The sequence below is a fragment of the Pseudomonas sp. CROZ-RG-20F-R04-15 genome (genome assembly GCF_022662375.1).
Classification (GTDB): domain Bacteria; phylum Pseudomonadota; class Gammaproteobacteria; order Pseudomonadales; family Pseudomonadaceae; genus Aquipseudomonas.
The window spans coordinates 98,038-112,222 of record NZ_JAKNQL010000013.1 but is presented as its reverse complement, the minus strand read 5'-3'; the positions used below and the strand labels follow the sequence as shown (position 1 = coordinate 112,222).

The 14,185-nt window shown below is 57.9% G+C and carries 13 protein-coding genes and 1 pseudogene; 4 read left to right on the top strand and 10 right to left on the bottom strand.

Translation table 11 applies throughout. The features are described from left to right. The first annotated feature begins 84 nt into the window (after positions 1-84). The gene (locus L8H52_RS19700) at positions 85-1,383 is read left to right on the top strand and encodes an MFS transporter (protein ID WP_242208305.1); all 1,299 of its coding nucleotides are present in this window, start codon (positions 85-87) and stop codon (positions 1,381-1,383) included. A gap of 42 nt (positions 1,384-1,425) precedes the next feature. Here L8H52_RS19700 and L8H52_RS19695 read toward each other — a convergent pair whose 3' ends face one another. Both L8H52_RS19695 and L8H52_RS19690 read right to left on the bottom strand, forming a co-directional pair. After that, positions 1,426-2,541: an aromatic ring-hydroxylating dioxygenase subunit alpha gene (locus L8H52_RS19695; RefSeq protein WP_277930455.1), complete on the bottom strand. Its 1,116-nt coding sequence runs from the start codon at positions 2,539-2,541 to the stop codon at positions 1,426-1,428. Positions 2,542-2,625: 84 nt separating this feature from the next. After that, positions 2,626-3,237: a dTMP kinase gene (locus tag L8H52_RS19690; RefSeq protein ID WP_242208307.1), complete on the bottom strand. Its 612-nt coding sequence runs from the start codon at positions 3,235-3,237 to the stop codon at positions 2,626-2,628. 127 nt (positions 3,238-3,364) lie between these two features. Between L8H52_RS19690 and L8H52_RS19685 the strand changes: the two genes are divergently transcribed. After that, a complete protein-coding gene (locus tag L8H52_RS19685; protein ID WP_242208308.1) occupies positions 3,365-4,492 on the top strand; it encodes an aminotransferase class V-fold PLP-dependent enzyme in 1,128 nt (375 codons plus the stop codon). 147 nt (positions 4,493-4,639) lie between these two features. Here L8H52_RS19685 and ppk2 read toward each other — a convergent pair whose 3' ends face one another. Continuing rightward, positions 4,640-5,557, bottom strand: coding sequence for a polyphosphate kinase 2 (gene ppk2, locus L8H52_RS19680; protein ID WP_242208309.1), 918 nt, complete (start codon positions 5,555-5,557; stop codon positions 4,640-4,642). Positions 5,558-5,799: 242 nt separating this feature from the next. Here ppk2 and L8H52_RS19675 point away from each other — a divergent pair, with 242 nt between their 5' ends. Together L8H52_RS19675 and L8H52_RS19670 are read left to right on the top strand one after the other, a co-directional pair. After that, complete coding sequence (locus tag L8H52_RS19675) at positions 5,800-6,897, top strand: carboxynorspermidine decarboxylase (RefSeq protein ID WP_095048979.1); 1,098 nt, start codon at positions 5,800-5,802, stop codon at positions 6,895-6,897. 29 nt (positions 6,898-6,926) lie between these two features. Then, positions 6,927-8,171 carry a saccharopine dehydrogenase family protein gene (locus tag L8H52_RS19670; RefSeq protein WP_242208310.1) on the top strand — a complete coding sequence of 415 codons (1,245 nt, stop codon included), beginning with the start codon at positions 6,927-6,929 and terminating at the stop codon, positions 8,169-8,171. 81 nt (positions 8,172-8,252) lie between these two features. Here L8H52_RS19670 and L8H52_RS19665 read toward each other — a convergent pair whose 3' ends face one another. The 7 genes and pseudogenes from L8H52_RS19665 to L8H52_RS19635 form a co-directional block, all read right to left on the bottom strand. Beyond that, positions 8,253-8,825, bottom strand: coding sequence for a hypothetical protein (locus tag L8H52_RS19665; RefSeq protein WP_242208387.1), 573 nt, complete (start codon positions 8,823-8,825; stop codon positions 8,253-8,255). 59 nt (positions 8,826-8,884) lie between these two features. Beyond that, positions 8,885-9,583: a hypothetical protein gene (locus tag L8H52_RS19660; protein ID WP_242208311.1), complete on the bottom strand. Its 699-nt coding sequence runs from the start codon at positions 9,581-9,583 to the stop codon at positions 8,885-8,887. Between the two features lie 100 nt (positions 9,584-9,683). Beyond that, positions 9,684-10,445 carry a phosphate ABC transporter ATP-binding protein PstB gene (gene pstB, locus L8H52_RS19655; RefSeq protein ID WP_217827632.1) on the bottom strand — a complete coding sequence of 254 codons (762 nt, stop codon included), beginning with the start codon at positions 10,443-10,445 and terminating at the stop codon, positions 9,684-9,686. 75 nt (positions 10,446-10,520) lie between these two features. Further along, on the bottom strand, positions 10,521-11,414 hold the full coding sequence (gene pstA, locus L8H52_RS19650; protein ID WP_242208312.1) for a phosphate ABC transporter permease PstA: 894 nt from the start codon (positions 11,412-11,414) through the stop codon (positions 10,521-10,523). Continuing rightward, complete coding sequence (pstC, locus tag L8H52_RS19645; protein WP_093431594.1) at positions 11,414-12,379, bottom strand: phosphate ABC transporter permease subunit PstC; 966 nt, start codon at positions 12,377-12,379, stop codon at positions 11,414-11,416. The genes pstA and pstC overlap by 1 nt, the downstream gene beginning before the upstream one ends. A 71-nt stretch (positions 12,380-12,450) precedes the next feature. Continuing rightward, on the bottom strand, positions 12,451-13,482 hold the full coding sequence (gene pstS, locus L8H52_RS19640) for a phosphate ABC transporter substrate-binding protein PstS (RefSeq protein ID WP_242208313.1): 1,032 nt from the start codon (positions 13,480-13,482) through the stop codon (positions 12,451-12,453). Positions 13,483-13,790: 308 nt separating this feature from the next. After that, a pseudogene (locus L8H52_RS19635) lies at positions 13,791-14,060 on the bottom strand (deaminase); the annotation flags it as partial. Positions 14,061-14,185: the final 125 nt, after the last annotated feature.

The window sequence follows — 14,185 nt, the reverse complement described above, 5'->3', positions numbered from 1 at the left end:
GGTGTCTGCCTGCACCACACACCCCGGCTTGGCAATCGCATGCGCAGAGGCGCACGTTGCGCTGTTCGTTCTCTAGAGGTTTTTATGTCTCCGCGTTTGCTGGCCATGGCGCTGGCGCCCCTGCTCGGGCTGTTCATTGTTGCGCTGGGCAACGGTTTCCTGTCTTCGCTGACCACCCTTCGACTGGACGCCGCCGGCGCTTCGGCGACGATGATCGGTGTCGTTTCATCGGCCTACTTCATCGGCCTGACCCTGGGCGCCGTATTCAATGATCGCTTGATTTTGCGCATCGGCCATATCCGCGCCTACGGCAGCTTTGCCTCGCTGATCGCCGTGACCATCCTGCTGCAGGGCTTGTTCTATGACACTTGGGGCTGGTTTGCCCTGCGCCTGATCAATGGCTGGGCCACGGTCGGTGTGTTTCTGGTGATCGAAAGCTGGCTGCTGCTGGCGGGTGACGCGAAGATTCGCGGGCGCTTGCTCGCGTTGTACATGATCGTCCTGTACGGCGCCGGTGTACTGGGCCAGGCAGCGCTGGGAAAAATCACCGGGTTGAGCGAGAGCGCACCGTTTATGGTTGCCGGCATGCTCGCTTCGTTTTCGGTGCTGCCGATCGTGATCCTGCCGCGCGTGTCGCCGCTGCTCGATCAGGTCGAGCCGCTCAAGCCTCGACAACTGTTGGGCGTGACGCCGACCGGGCTGGTCGGCTGTTTCGGCTCGGGTGTCACCATTGCGGCGATTTACACCTTGCTGCCGCTGTATCTGCAACGCGCCGGTCTGAATGTCAGTGAAGTCGGGAGCATGATGGCCTGGACGATTCTTGGTGCGATGCTTTTGCAATACCCGGTCGGACGTTGGTCTGATCGCAAGGATCGCTTGCAAGTGCTGACCATTCTGACGGTGGCGTGCACCGTGCTATCGCTGGTGATCGTGCTGTTGCCGCTGTCCTCGACAATGCTCGCGGTGATGTTGTTTCTGCTCGGTGGCGGCGTGTTTGCGCTGTACCCGGTGGCCGTCAGCCACGCCGCCGACCGCGCCCCTGCCGAAGCCTTGGTGCCGATGATTCAGGGCTTGCTGCTGATCAACTCACTGGGCTCGGCGATCAGCCCGATGATGATCTCGCCGGTGATGAACTCGTTCGGTGCCAATGGGCTGTTCTGGGTATTTGCGCTGGTCAATCTGTGCATGGTCACCTTCTTCCTGTGGCGCCGTGGCAAACGCCCGGTACCGGCCAATCCCGCGCCGTTCGCAGCGGCGGCAACGTTTTCGCCGACGGGTGCGGAACTGCGGGTGACCGAAGATCTGCGTCAAGCGGTGCAGGAGCATCCACCGATGGTGGATGCACTGAGCGGCGAGCTTTCACCTCATTGCGAGACGCGCTAAGGGTGGCGCCAGTCTGCGCCAAGCGCAGACTGGCTCGCACCACTATTCAGATTCGTGGGTGATATCCACGAGCGGAATCGGCTCGATTGCCCAAGCGCGAATTTGACGACGTTCGGGGCTGGGTACTGCACAGGCCTTGCGTCCGGTGAAAGTACGCGCAAGACGCTCCTCATCGATGCGCCAGCCGCGCTGCTCCAGGGCCTGTACGTCTTTGCGAAAAGCAATCTGCAGCGCATCGGATTTCAACGAAACCTCCTGCTGAAAAGAGTCCGGCACACGTTCGGGCCGGACGTTTTTCAGCACCGCATGATCTTGTTCGAAGATACGAATATTGCTCGCAATAAACCTGCGATCCAGCAGTCGGGTACGCAGGAACGTTCTGCCCATCATCCACCAGGTGCGCGTGCGATTGGCGTCAATCGGCACATGCGCCGAGACGATGTAGATCCGCCAGCCATTGGGCAACTCAAGCTCAAGCGTTGTACACGGGCCGGACAGGTGAAACCCCGGAACAGTAACCACGCTGACAAACTCGGTGGAGGATTTGCGCCTGAGCATTCCTTTGCGTGCCGGTCTGCGCATGAGCATTTGCGCGCTGCCGCCCCACGCATCGCTGTCGACCTCGAATGATTCAATCTCGGGATGGTCCGGATCACCGAAGGTTGAACCATGGACAAACGGTGCGTGGGCGAAGTCCAGACCGTTTTCGATAATCCGGTCCCAGCTGGCCTGCCAGTCAAAGTGGCCCGAGACCACACGGATGGCAGGATCGTTGACCCAGTCGAGCGTGGGCAACGGTGGACGCTCAGACTCAGGCAGATCACCTAAAAACGCCCAGATCCAACCGTAGCGTTCCATCGTCGGGTACGCATCCACTCGGGCCTTTGCCGGAATCCGCAGATCGGGCTGCGCCGGTATCAGCGTGCACACACCATCAGCGCCAAACCGCCAGCCGTGATAGGGACACTGCACGCTATTGCCCACCTTGCTGCCGGCGGACAGCGAGCCGCCGCGATGCACGCAAATATCCGAGAGCACATGAGCGACGCCCGCGTCATCGCGGAACGCAACGAAAGGTTGTCCGAGCAATTGAACCGGCATCAATCCGTCAGTCAGCTGTGACGATGGGACAACGACATACCAGAGGTTTGTGAGCATGGGTGGCGTGTGATCCGTCAGTACGGTTAGCTCAGACCAGAGAAACCTGAAATTCAAATTAGGCCAGCGCCTGCGCAGCGATAATCAGCCAAGCACTTTATAGATCTCTGTAACCACCTGAGTCGTTGCGGCTTCGATGGTTCCTTCGTTACGGCACAACACCCAGCCGTGATCGGCAACCGCCTGCTCGAACATCTCGCTACACACGACATGCTCGGCGTGTTTCTGGATCACCGTGCCGCCGAGCCCTCGTGACCTGGCCGTTGCCCGCGCCCATGAAATATCCGGTGCGGTGACGACGCCGACATGCAGATCCGGCACGCGCACGCCTCGCTGCATGTTCAACTGCAGAATCTCGGCAAACGGCACGCTATGGCGAAATGCGGCATCCGACGGATACCAGCGGTCGATCAGGATGATGCTGTCCAGCGGCTGTTTGGGTAGCACCCGCTCAGAAATCCAGCGACGACTATCCGCAAGACGCTGACACACCGCCCACTCCAGCTCCCGCGAGGGATGTCTGGCGAGTTGGTTGACCAGGGCCATGGTTTCGCCTCTGTAGGGATCGCTTTTTCTCTCGCACAACCGAATGACTTTCTGCTTGTCTGCCCGCAGTGCTGCGGTGACGGCCTCCAGCAGTGTGGTTTTGCCAGTACCCTTGGGCCCATCCAGAGAAATAAACAGCGGCAGCTTCATGGTTCACGCAAGGATTGAGACATTGCCGAGCACTCTAACCTCATTTGCGCAAATCAATGAGCTGATCCCTGCCCTTTGCCTACACTTGCTTGCCAATGATGTTCACCTCTCTGCCGAAGGAGTCACCATGTCCAAGCTCTATCCGAGCATCGATCCCGAGGGATTGGTCGAGTATTCCGTGGTCTACACCGACCGCTCGCTGAACCACATGTCGCAGTCCTTTCAAGGCGTGATGAAGAACATTTCCACGACCCTGAAAGAGGTCTACAACGCCGAAGCGGTGGCGGTGGTTCCGGGCAGCGGCACATTCGGCATGGAAGCGGTGGCGCGACAGTTCGCCACCGGCCAGCAGTGCCTGGTGATACGCAACGGTTGGTTCAGTTATCGCTGGAGCCAGATTCTGGAGATGGGCAACATCCCGGCGGACACTAAAGTTCTCAAAGCCCGGCCGGTCGAGACAGGGCGCCAGGCAGCCTACGCCCCGCCACCTTTGGACGAAGTGCTGGCCGCCATCGCGGCGCAGAAACCGCAGGTGGTTTTCGCGCCCCACGTTGAAACTTCATCCGGGATTCTCCTGCCTGACGAGTACCTGCGGGCCGTCGGCGACGCCGTGCATGCAGTGGGTGGTCTGTTCGTGCTGGACTGCATCGCCTCCGGCACGATCTGGGTGGATATGCACATATGCGCCGTCGACCTGTTGATCAGCGCACCGCAGAAAGGCTGGAGCGCCTCCCCTTGCTGCGCGCTGGTGATGTTCAGTGCTGCGGCGCTCGAGCGCATCGAACAAACGCAAAGCAGCAGCTTCGCCTGCGACCTGAAAAAGTGGTTGCAGATCATGCAGGCCTACGAACAGGGCGGACATGCCTATCACGCGACGATGCCCAGCGATTCCCTCGCGCGGTTCAACGACGTGATGAAAGAGACGCAAGCGTACGGCTTCGACAAGGTTCGCGACGACCAACAGGCGCTGGGTGATCGGGTGCGTGCGCTGTTAACCGGCAAAGGCATCAAAAGCGTGGCCGCTGCGGGATTTCAGGCTCCCGGCGTGGTTGTGAGTTACACCGATGATGTCGATATCAAGAACGGCAAGAAATTTTCCGAGCGCGGCCTGCAGATCGCTGCCGGCGTGCCGTTGCAATGCGACGAACCCGCTGACTTTCAGACCTTTCGTCTCGGTCTGTTCGGACTCGAAAAACTTCAAAATATCGAGCGCACAATCAGCCTTCTTGAGCAGGCACTGGATGAGGTTATTTAGATACCCGGCAGTCGGGCACTTGCTTCATGACATAACCGTCAGTTGGATTCCCAGGCTGTCCGGATTGTTGAATGAATTGAGTGTTGCGCAGCCATGCCGGATCGAGTCTGAAACGATACAAGTCGTCGGGCCGCCTGGTTCGGCCGTTTAATAGACTTGAGGCACCATGAGTTCCGGTGGCGTAGGACTGCGAGAGTAGTCCTCCTCGCGCACGCGCTGCGGCAGTTCAATCAGCGGTAACTCGACTTCTTCGTAAGGCATTTGACCGAGTAGATGTTTGATGCAGTTAAGTCGGGCTTTTTTCTTGTCGTCGGCTTGCACCACCCACCAGGGTGCTTCGGCAATGTGGGTGCGTTCGAGCATGATTTCCTTGGCCTTGGTATAGGCCTCCCAACGCCGACGTGACTCCAGATCCATCGGGCTGAGTTTCCACTGCTTGAGCGGGTCGTGAATGCGACTAAGGAAGCGCAGGTGTTGTTCCTGGTCGGAAATGGAAAACCAGTACTTGATCAACTGAATGCCGGAACGGGCGAGCATCCGTTCAAACTCTGGCACGGTCCGGAAAAATTCTTCGTACTGATAGTCGTTGCAAAATCCCATAACCTTTTCAACGCCGGCGCGGTTGTACCAACTGCGGTCAAATAGCACGATCTCACCTGCTGCCGGCAGGTGCGAGACATATCGCTGGAAGTACCATTGGGTACGTTCGCGGTCGTTGGGCGCGGGCAAGGCAGCGACACGGCAAACCCGGGGGTTGAGCCGCTGGGTGATGCGCTTGATTACCCCTCCCTTGCCGGCTGCATCACGTCCTTCGAACAGGATCACTACCTTGTGTCCAGTCTTGACCACCCAGCTTTGCAGCTTCACCAGTTCACCTTGCAGGCGAAACAGTTCGCTGAAATAAAGCCGTCTTTCGTCCTTCTCGATACCATTCGGAACGTGGTCATCGAACAGCGCCTTCAGATCATGCCCGTCTTCGGACAACTCCAATTCCAGCTCCTCGTCACTGTGGTCGAGCAGCTCGCGCTGAATGCGGTGTATCAAATGATCTTGAGCTGAGGGCATGGTGAAGACCTCGGGTACTGGATGGTACTGCCATAGTGACGTTGATTTATGACTGAGCAGTTACCGGGGTTCTCGGGATGGCTGATTGTTTGAAACAGAAGTTGTATACCGGCCCAACGTCCCGAGCGTTCAATCCTGTTGAGGGATCCGCTCAGTGAGCCTCACGCTCTGCTCTTTCGATATGTAGCCAGTCGGGGCACAATGCGCATCCTTTTTTGGCTGGCCTTGCCGGAGGCCTCGAAATGATCAAGACACCGTACTACCTCATCGATAAACAGAAACTGCTGACTAACATGCAGAAGATCGCCTATGTGCGCGAACAGTCGGGGGCCAAGGCCTTGCTGGCACTCAAGTGCTTCGCGACCTGGTCGGTGTTCGACTTGATGCAGCAATACATGGACGGCACCACATCGTCGTCGCTGTACGAACTCAAGCTCGGCCGCCAGAAGTTTGAAGGCGAAACCCATGCCTACAGCGTGGCCTGGGCCGACGATGAGATCGAGGAGATGCTCGACAATTGCGACAAGATCATCTTCAACTCCATCAGCCAGCTGCAACGCTTTGCCGAGCGCTCTGAGGGCAAAGTCCGTGGCCTGCGTGTTAACCCGCAAGTCAGCAGCTCCGATTATCTGCTGGCCGACCCGGCGCGTCCGTTCAGCCGTCTAGGCGAATGGGACCCGGTGAAAATCGAGGGCGTTATCAGCCAGATCTCCGGCTTCATGTTCCACAATAACTGTGAGAACGGTGATTTTGGCCTGTTCGACCAAATGCTCTGCACCATCGAAGAGCGCTTCGGTGAGCTGCTGCACAAGGTCAGCTGGGTCAGCCTGGGCGGCGGCATTCACTTCACCGGTGAAGGCTACGCACTGGATGCGTTCTGCGCTCGTCTCAAGGCGTTCTCGCAAAAGTACGGCGTGCAGGTCTATCTGGAACCTGGCGAAGCGGCGATCACTAACAGCGCTTCGCTGGAGGTCACCGTGCTCGACACCCTCTACAACGGCAAGCACCTGGCCGTCGTGGACAGCTCCATTGAAGCCCACTTGCTCGACCTGTTGATCTATCGCCTGAACGCCAAGCTGGCGCCGAGCGAGGGCGAGCACACCTACATGGTGTGCGGCAAATCGTGCCTGGCCGGAGACATCTTCGGCGAGTACCAGTTTGACCGTCCGCTGGCCATCGGTGATCGACTGTCATTCATCGATACCGCCGGCTACACCATGGTCAAGAAGAACTGGTTCAACGGTTTGAAAATGCCATCCATCGTGGTGAAACAACTCGATGGTACCGTCGAAGTGGTTCGCCAATTCGGTTACGAAGACTACCTGTCCAGCCTTTCTTGAAACGGACAGATAAAGGAGAGAAAAAGCAATTGAAAAAGAACGTTCTTATCATTGGTGCAGGAGGTGTCGCTAAGGTGGTGGCCCACAAGTGCGCGCAGCATAACGATGAACTCGGTCGTATCGCTATCGCGTCGCGCAACATCTCCAAATGCCAGGCCATCATCGATAGCGTCAAGGCCAAGGGTAGCCTCAAACAACCCGCCGATATCAAAGCCTTCTCGCTCAATGCGCTGGATGTCGAGGCGACCAAAGCACTGATCCGTGAAACCGGATCCCAGATCGTCATCAACGTCGGCTCCGCGTTCCTCAACATGTCGGTGCTGCGTGCCTGCATCGATACCGGCGTCGCTTATCTCGACACCGCCATTCACGAAGAGCCGGGCAAGATCTGCGAAACCCCGCCCTGGTATGGCAACTATGAGTGGAAGCACCTCGCCGAGTGCCAAGAGAAGAACATCACCGCCATTCTCGGCGTGGGCTTCGACCCGGGTGTGGTCAACGCCTATGCAGCACTGGCACAACAACAGTATTTCGACCGCATTGATTCGATCGACATTCTTGACGTCAATGCCGGTTCCCACGGCAAATATTTCGCCACCAATTTCGATCCGGAAATCAATTTCCGTGAATTCACCGGGCAGGTGTGGAGCTGGCAGAACAGCCAGTGGACCAGCAACACCATGTTCGAAGTCAAACGCACCGACGACCTGCCGGTCGTAGGCTCGCAGAACCTGTACCTGACCGGTCACGATGAAGTGCACTCGCTATCGAAGAATCTGGACGTACCCAACGTGCGTTTCTGGATGAGTTTTGGCGAGCACTACATCAACGTGTTCACGGTCCTCAGGAACCTCGGCCTGCTGTCCGAACAACCGGTCAAGACCGCCGAAGGCCTGGAAGTTGTGCCGCTGAAAGTGGTCAAGGCCGTGCTGCCTGACCCGAGCTCGCTGGCGCCCGGCTACACCGGCAAGACCTGCATCGGTGACCTGGTCAAGGGCACCAAGGATGGCCAGTCGCGCGAAGTGTTCATCTACAACGTGGCCGACCACGAGGAAGCCTTTGCCGAAACCGACAGCCAGGGCATTTCCTACACCGCCGGCGTACCGCCTGTTGCCGCTGCCCTGCTGGTCGCCCGTGGCGAGTGGGATGTGCAGCGCATGGCCAACGTCGAGGAACTGCCGGCTGAGCCGTTCCTCAAAGCGCTGGACGTCATGGGACTGCCGACCCGCATCAAGGATGAAAACGGAGACCGTCCCTGGAACGGCGTAGCCTGAGGCTCGCAATAACCCGCGACGCGTCACTGCCTGCTACAAAAAACGCCGCTCATTGAGCGGCGTTTTTGTCTGCACTGAAAATCAGGACACGGCTTCTGGACATTGTTGCGCCGGATTCCTGCTCCTGCCCTGTTGTTGCCGGGCGAGCAGTGCCTGTACGTCAGCGACGGCACCCAGAACCCGCTGCGCCCAATGCTCATCCTCCGGGTGCACGACAACAACGCGAAACCCGTGATCATGGCCTTCCGAGCGCACACCTTCGGAGTCATCGACATGCAAGTCGATATCGAAAGCCGGGGGGAATTTCGACGGACCGTTTGCCAACCCGTTTGTCACCAAAGCCTGGTTATGCACCACAATGTTGACCACCCCGTCGACGCGGATGCCATACAACAACAGCCAACGCCTGATATAGGCCGGGGTCCGACCGGACGACGTGTAAACCCAGATACTGCAGCCCTGACGGCGCAACTCGCGGGTCAATGAGCGCGTACCGCATCGCAGTGGCTCGCCGAACCAACGATGCAAGCAGGCCGGCAACCAGTTCTGCTCGACGGCACAGTGATGCAACTGGCAGGCCAGCGTGTCATCGATATCGAACGAAACCCGTATGCGCTGGCGAGCGAATACGCTCATGGGGATAGCACCGAGCATGGCTTGCCAAACGCGACTGACGGAAGCCTGGTACCTGGCGGAAATGGGTTGCCCGCTCATCAATCTCCCCCTTGCAAGACGGGCGAGGTCTTGTCTTTGAGTAAAAAATTCATCGACACAGGCGCCTGACCTTCGAGGAAGGCCGCATACTTTTTCTTGATTTTGGGCAATTCATACAACGCCTTTACCCCATGCTTGGCAGAGTTGCGGATAACCGAGGACGGATTGAAGTACCCCCCGGCATTTTCCAGCGTCAGCACGAATGGAGGTAATCCCGCGCGCATGAGCAAATAGCTGACGATGAGTGAGCCACTGCGGTTATTACCCTCGATAAACAACTGCGGCTTGCTGAGGATTCGCACATAAACACCAGCTGCTCGCTTCCAGACTGACTCACTGCGATACGCGCAATACCAGTTGAAGAGGTCCTTTATCCCCCCCTCAACGTTGTTGAAGAAGTGCTCTTCGGTAGCTGCCAGGTGTTGAGCGTACTCCAGTCGGCGAACCGGGTCCCGGCCACAGAGGACGGTAGCGTTGATCTCCAGCATCAGGTTCAGTTGCTGAAGGTCGAACAGGTCGACACCGCGAGCCACATAGTCGTCAATCAGCGCATAGCCTTCAAGCACATTGTGCAGCACTTCGTCAGTGAAGGGATCGCGAGGCTCGGTAAAGTGCCTGCTGAGTTCGGAGAAACGGCCCTGAACCTCTCGCAATACCCGTTCAATCGCGGGCAAATCAAGACGACGCGTTGCAGACATTGGCAATCCTGAGAACGGTAGATAAAAGGGTCAAACGGCCGGATGCCAGTACAGCACCCTTGTCCATGGCCGCTTGCCGTCTTGACTGGATGATTGCTGCTTAGCTGAACTTGCCGCTGATGTAGTCTTCGGTCATTTGTTCACGCGGTTTATCGAATATCTGGGTTGTCGGCCCCATCTCGACCAGATAGCCGGTGCGCGTCCCCTGGGAAATATCAACCGAGAAAAAAGCGGTGGTGTCAGCGACGCGGATAGCCTGCTGCATATTGTGAGTCACCAGGGCGATGGTGTAGTCCTTCTTCAACTCGATCATCAACTCCTCAACCCGCCGGGTCGCGATCGGGTCAAGTGCCGAGCACGGCTCATCCAGCAACAGCACTTCCGGTTCGGTCGCAATGGCACGGGCGATGCAAAGCCGTTGCTGCTGGCCACCGGACAGGGACAGGCCGCTGACCTTGAGCTTGTCCTTGACTTCGTCCCACAGCGCTGCGCCCTGCAAAGCGTGCTTCACGCGGTCACCCAGATCGCCCTTGTAGCGATTGAGGCGCAGGCCAAACGCGACGTTATCGAAGATGCTCATCGAGAACGGGTTCGGCTGCTGAAACACCATGCCGATATAACGACGCACGACCACTGGATCAACGCCCTTTCCATAAACGTCTTGCCCGAGGAAATGCACGTGCCCTTCGAAGCGAAATCCCTTCACCAGATCGTTCATCCGGTTGAGGCTGCGCAGTACGGTGCTCTTGCCGCAACCCGATGGACCGATGAAACCGGTGATCTTGTTTTTTTCGATCGGAACATGGCTGTCACGCACTGCCAGGAAGTTACCGTAGAAAATCTTGTCCAGCTTGCAGTCCATGACCACTGGCGCCTGAGTGACAAACGGAGCCGCGACTTGCAGATTTGATGCGTTCAAGGTTCAGATGCTCCGTTCTCAGTACTTGGGCTTGCCGAAAATACGGCTGACAATATTGACGACCAGTACGATCATCACCAGCACCAGCGAGGCCGCCCATGCCAGTTCGAGTTGGTTGTCGAAGGGCATGCCGGAAAAGTTGTAAATCAGCACGGCGAGCGAGGCCGTCGGATTCATCACCGCCAGGCTGCCATCGTGGTAAATCCAGTAGTTGCTGAACAGCGCCGTGAACAACAATGGTGCGGTTTCGCCCGCAGCGCGGGCCACGGCCAGCATGACTCCGGTGAGGATCGCCGGCATGCCGGTAGGCAAGACGATTTTCCAGATGACCTGTGAGCGGGTGCAGCCCATGCCGTAGGCGGCATCTTTCATGATCTTGGGCACCATCCGCATCGACTCTTCAGCCGTCAGCACAACGATCGGCAACATCAGCACGGCCAGTGCCACGCCACCGGCCGGCGCCGAGTAAGTACCAGTGGTCATCACGACCAGCGCGTAGGCGAATACCCCGGCCAGAATGGAGGGCAGCCCCGTGAGCATCTTGGCGGCAAAGCGCGCGGCGTTTGCCAGCTTGCTGTCAGGGCCCAGTTCAGCCAGAAAGATGGCCGCCATGATGCCGACCGGCACCGCGATCGCCGCTGCGATACCGACCATGACGAAGGTGCCTGCCATCGCGTTGCCAAAACCACCGCCCGTCTCGAAACCGGTGGGCGGAAGTTCGGTGAAGACCTCCAGATTCAGACGTGCCCCGCCGCGAGTGATCAGCATGTAGAGCACGGAGATCAATGGCACGCTGGCCAATAGAGCACCGCCCCAGACCAGCATGGTCAACACCAGGCTGCGCAGCGCGCGACCTTCAAACTTGCGCTGCAGGCTAGGAAATGCAGCGTCAGAGGACGTGATGTCAGTCATTATTTAGTACCACGTTGGGCATAGACCATGATCATGGAACCGATGATGTTCACCAGTAGCGTGATGAACATCAGGACCAGTGCCGCGTACATCAATACTTCAATCTCATTCGGCCCTGCCTCGGGGAAATTCAACGCCAGCAAGGCCGCCAGCGTATTGGCCGGGGCAAAGAGAGAAAGGGAGATGTTGTTGGCGTTGCCTACCAGCATGGCCAGCGCCATGGTTTCACCTAACGCGCGGCCCAGCCCCAAGACGAGGGAACCAAAGATGCCGGTGGCGGCAGAGGGCACCATCACTTTGAGAATGGCCTCCCAATGGGTGGTTCCCATGCCGTAGGCAGCCTGCTTGGTTTTCATCGGTACGCCGGTGAGCGCGTCCTGCGACACCGCAGCAATGGTCGGCAGAATCATGATTGCCAGTACCAGTGCCGCCGGCAGCAGCCCAGGCCCGCTCAACGATGTGCCAAAAAAAGGTATCCAGCTGAGTTCGCTGTTCAGCCACTCCGCCAGCGGCCGAATTGCCGGAATCACCACGTAAATCCCCCAGAGACCGTAAACGACGCTGGGGATGGCTGCCAGTAACTCGACGATGGTACGGAAGACGGCAGCCAGCTTGGCGGGCAGGAAATCCTGGGTCAGAAAAATCGCCATGCTGACACCGAAAAAACCGGCGATCAGCAGCGCAATGAAAGCACTGTAGAGCGTCCCCCAAATGGCAGGCAGAATGCCGTATTTGCCCTGATTGACATCCCAGACCGACCCCAAAAGCACATCCAGGCCGTGCTTCTCAATGCCGGGAATGGCCTTGCGCCCTACTTCGAATATCAGCGCAAAGACCAGTGCCAGAATCAGCACCACGCCTATTTGCGCTAGCGCACGGAAGACGCGGTCGACCAGAAAGTCCTTTGCGGACGGTGGTTGGCACGCAGAAGCCGGATTAACCGGTACGACAAAAGGTGTGTTCATTGGCTAATTCCGGAATGAAGGGAAACTCTGCCGGCGCTGAAAGCAGGCGCCGAGAGAGGCCTCGCGAGCGCTTACTGGATGTTGGCAGACGCCTTGCGAACCTGATCGACGACCGACTGTGGCAAAGGTATATAACCCATCGAGTCGGCGATTTTCTGCCCTTCGGTCAAGCTGTACTCGACCATCTCGCGCATGGCTTTGGCCTTGGCCGGGTTACCGTTGTCCTTGCGAAAGATCATCCAGGTGTAGGAAGTGATCGGATAAGACTTGGCGCCGTCCGGATCTGGCAGCCAGGCCACCAGGCTCTCGGGCATTTTTACCGCAGCGAGTGCCTCGGCGCCGCTTTCCGCGTTCGGTACCACGTACTGACCGGCCTTGTTCTGCAACTGCGCGAAGTCAACCTTGGCAAGTTTGGCAAAGCCGTATTCGATGTAACCGATGGCACCCGGGGTCTGGCGTACGGTGGCTGTCACACCGTCATTCTTCGGCGATTTGATGAATTTGTCGCTGGCCGGCCAGTTGACGGTGTTGCCCTCACCCAGCGCCTGCTTGAACTCCGGATTGATGGCCGCCAGGTGCTTGGTGAACACCGCAGTGGTACCGCTGGAGTCTGCTCGCACAACAACCGTGATCGGCGTATCGGCCAGTTTCAAATCGGGGTTGGCTGCGGCGATCTGCGGGTCGTTCCAGCGCGTGATCTTGCCCAGGAAGATGTTGGAGTAGACGTCGCGCGGCAATTTGAGCCCTTTAGGATTGCCCGGCAGGTTATAAGCCAGCACGATTTCACCCGCCGTCATCGGCAGCAACTGCACACCCTCGCTTACCTTGGCAATGTCTTCGTCTTTCATAGCCGAGTCACTGGCGGCGAAATCAACGGTCTTATTCAAAAAGTCCTGTACACCCGCGCCGCTGCCCTTGGATTGGTAATCCACAGTGACACCAGCCGATTTCTTGCTGAAATCCTTGAACCAGGTGAGATAGATCGGTGCCGGAAAACTGGCTCCGGAGCCTGTCAGCCGGACGTTTTCCGCCGCGAAGGACATTGAGGTAGCCAACAGAGATGCAGTCACAACGAACGCAGCAGACTTGATCAATCGTTTCATCAAGGAAACTCCTTATAGGGGCTCCTTAACTCTGCAGCAATCTCGTTAAGTTTTTATGAATGTTGGATGGCAGGACCCCGCCTCAATCGTTTTGACCCATTGCTACCCTTACTCACGCGGCCTGATTGATTGCAGGTATGCATTTTACTAAGAATTTAAGGAGTCTTCAGGGTGCAGCCTGATGACTTGGTTTAGTGCCGCTCATCTTTAGATAAAACTGAAAAGGTGCCTCAGATGAGCACCTTTTTTTCGGGTGAAAAATAAATGCCAGCATCCCTCGAAATGCAGGCGTCAACACGAACGACGCTTTAAGACCAGAAGCCTTTGTGCGGCTCAGCCGCCTCCCCCTCCAGCATCGGCCCCAACACACTGACCTTGCGCTGCCCCTTGGCAAACACCTCGCGGCATGGCAGCGAGAACGTCGGGTTCTCCGGATGGTCACCGGTCAATCCCAGCAAAGCATGCTCCGACAAGGCATAAACCACCCGCCCGATCCCGGTCCAATACACCGCGCCGGCGCACATGCAGCAAGGTTCGGCGCTGGTGTACAGCGTGCACAGTTCCAGCTCTTGCGGCGACTCTGGGGTGGCCAATGCGGTAATTTGCGGCATGGGCGCCGACGGATATCCCCTCGCCATCCGCGCCGTCGATGACTTGTTGCGGCGTCAGGCAGGCGATCACTGACACCGCTTCGTCACCTCCT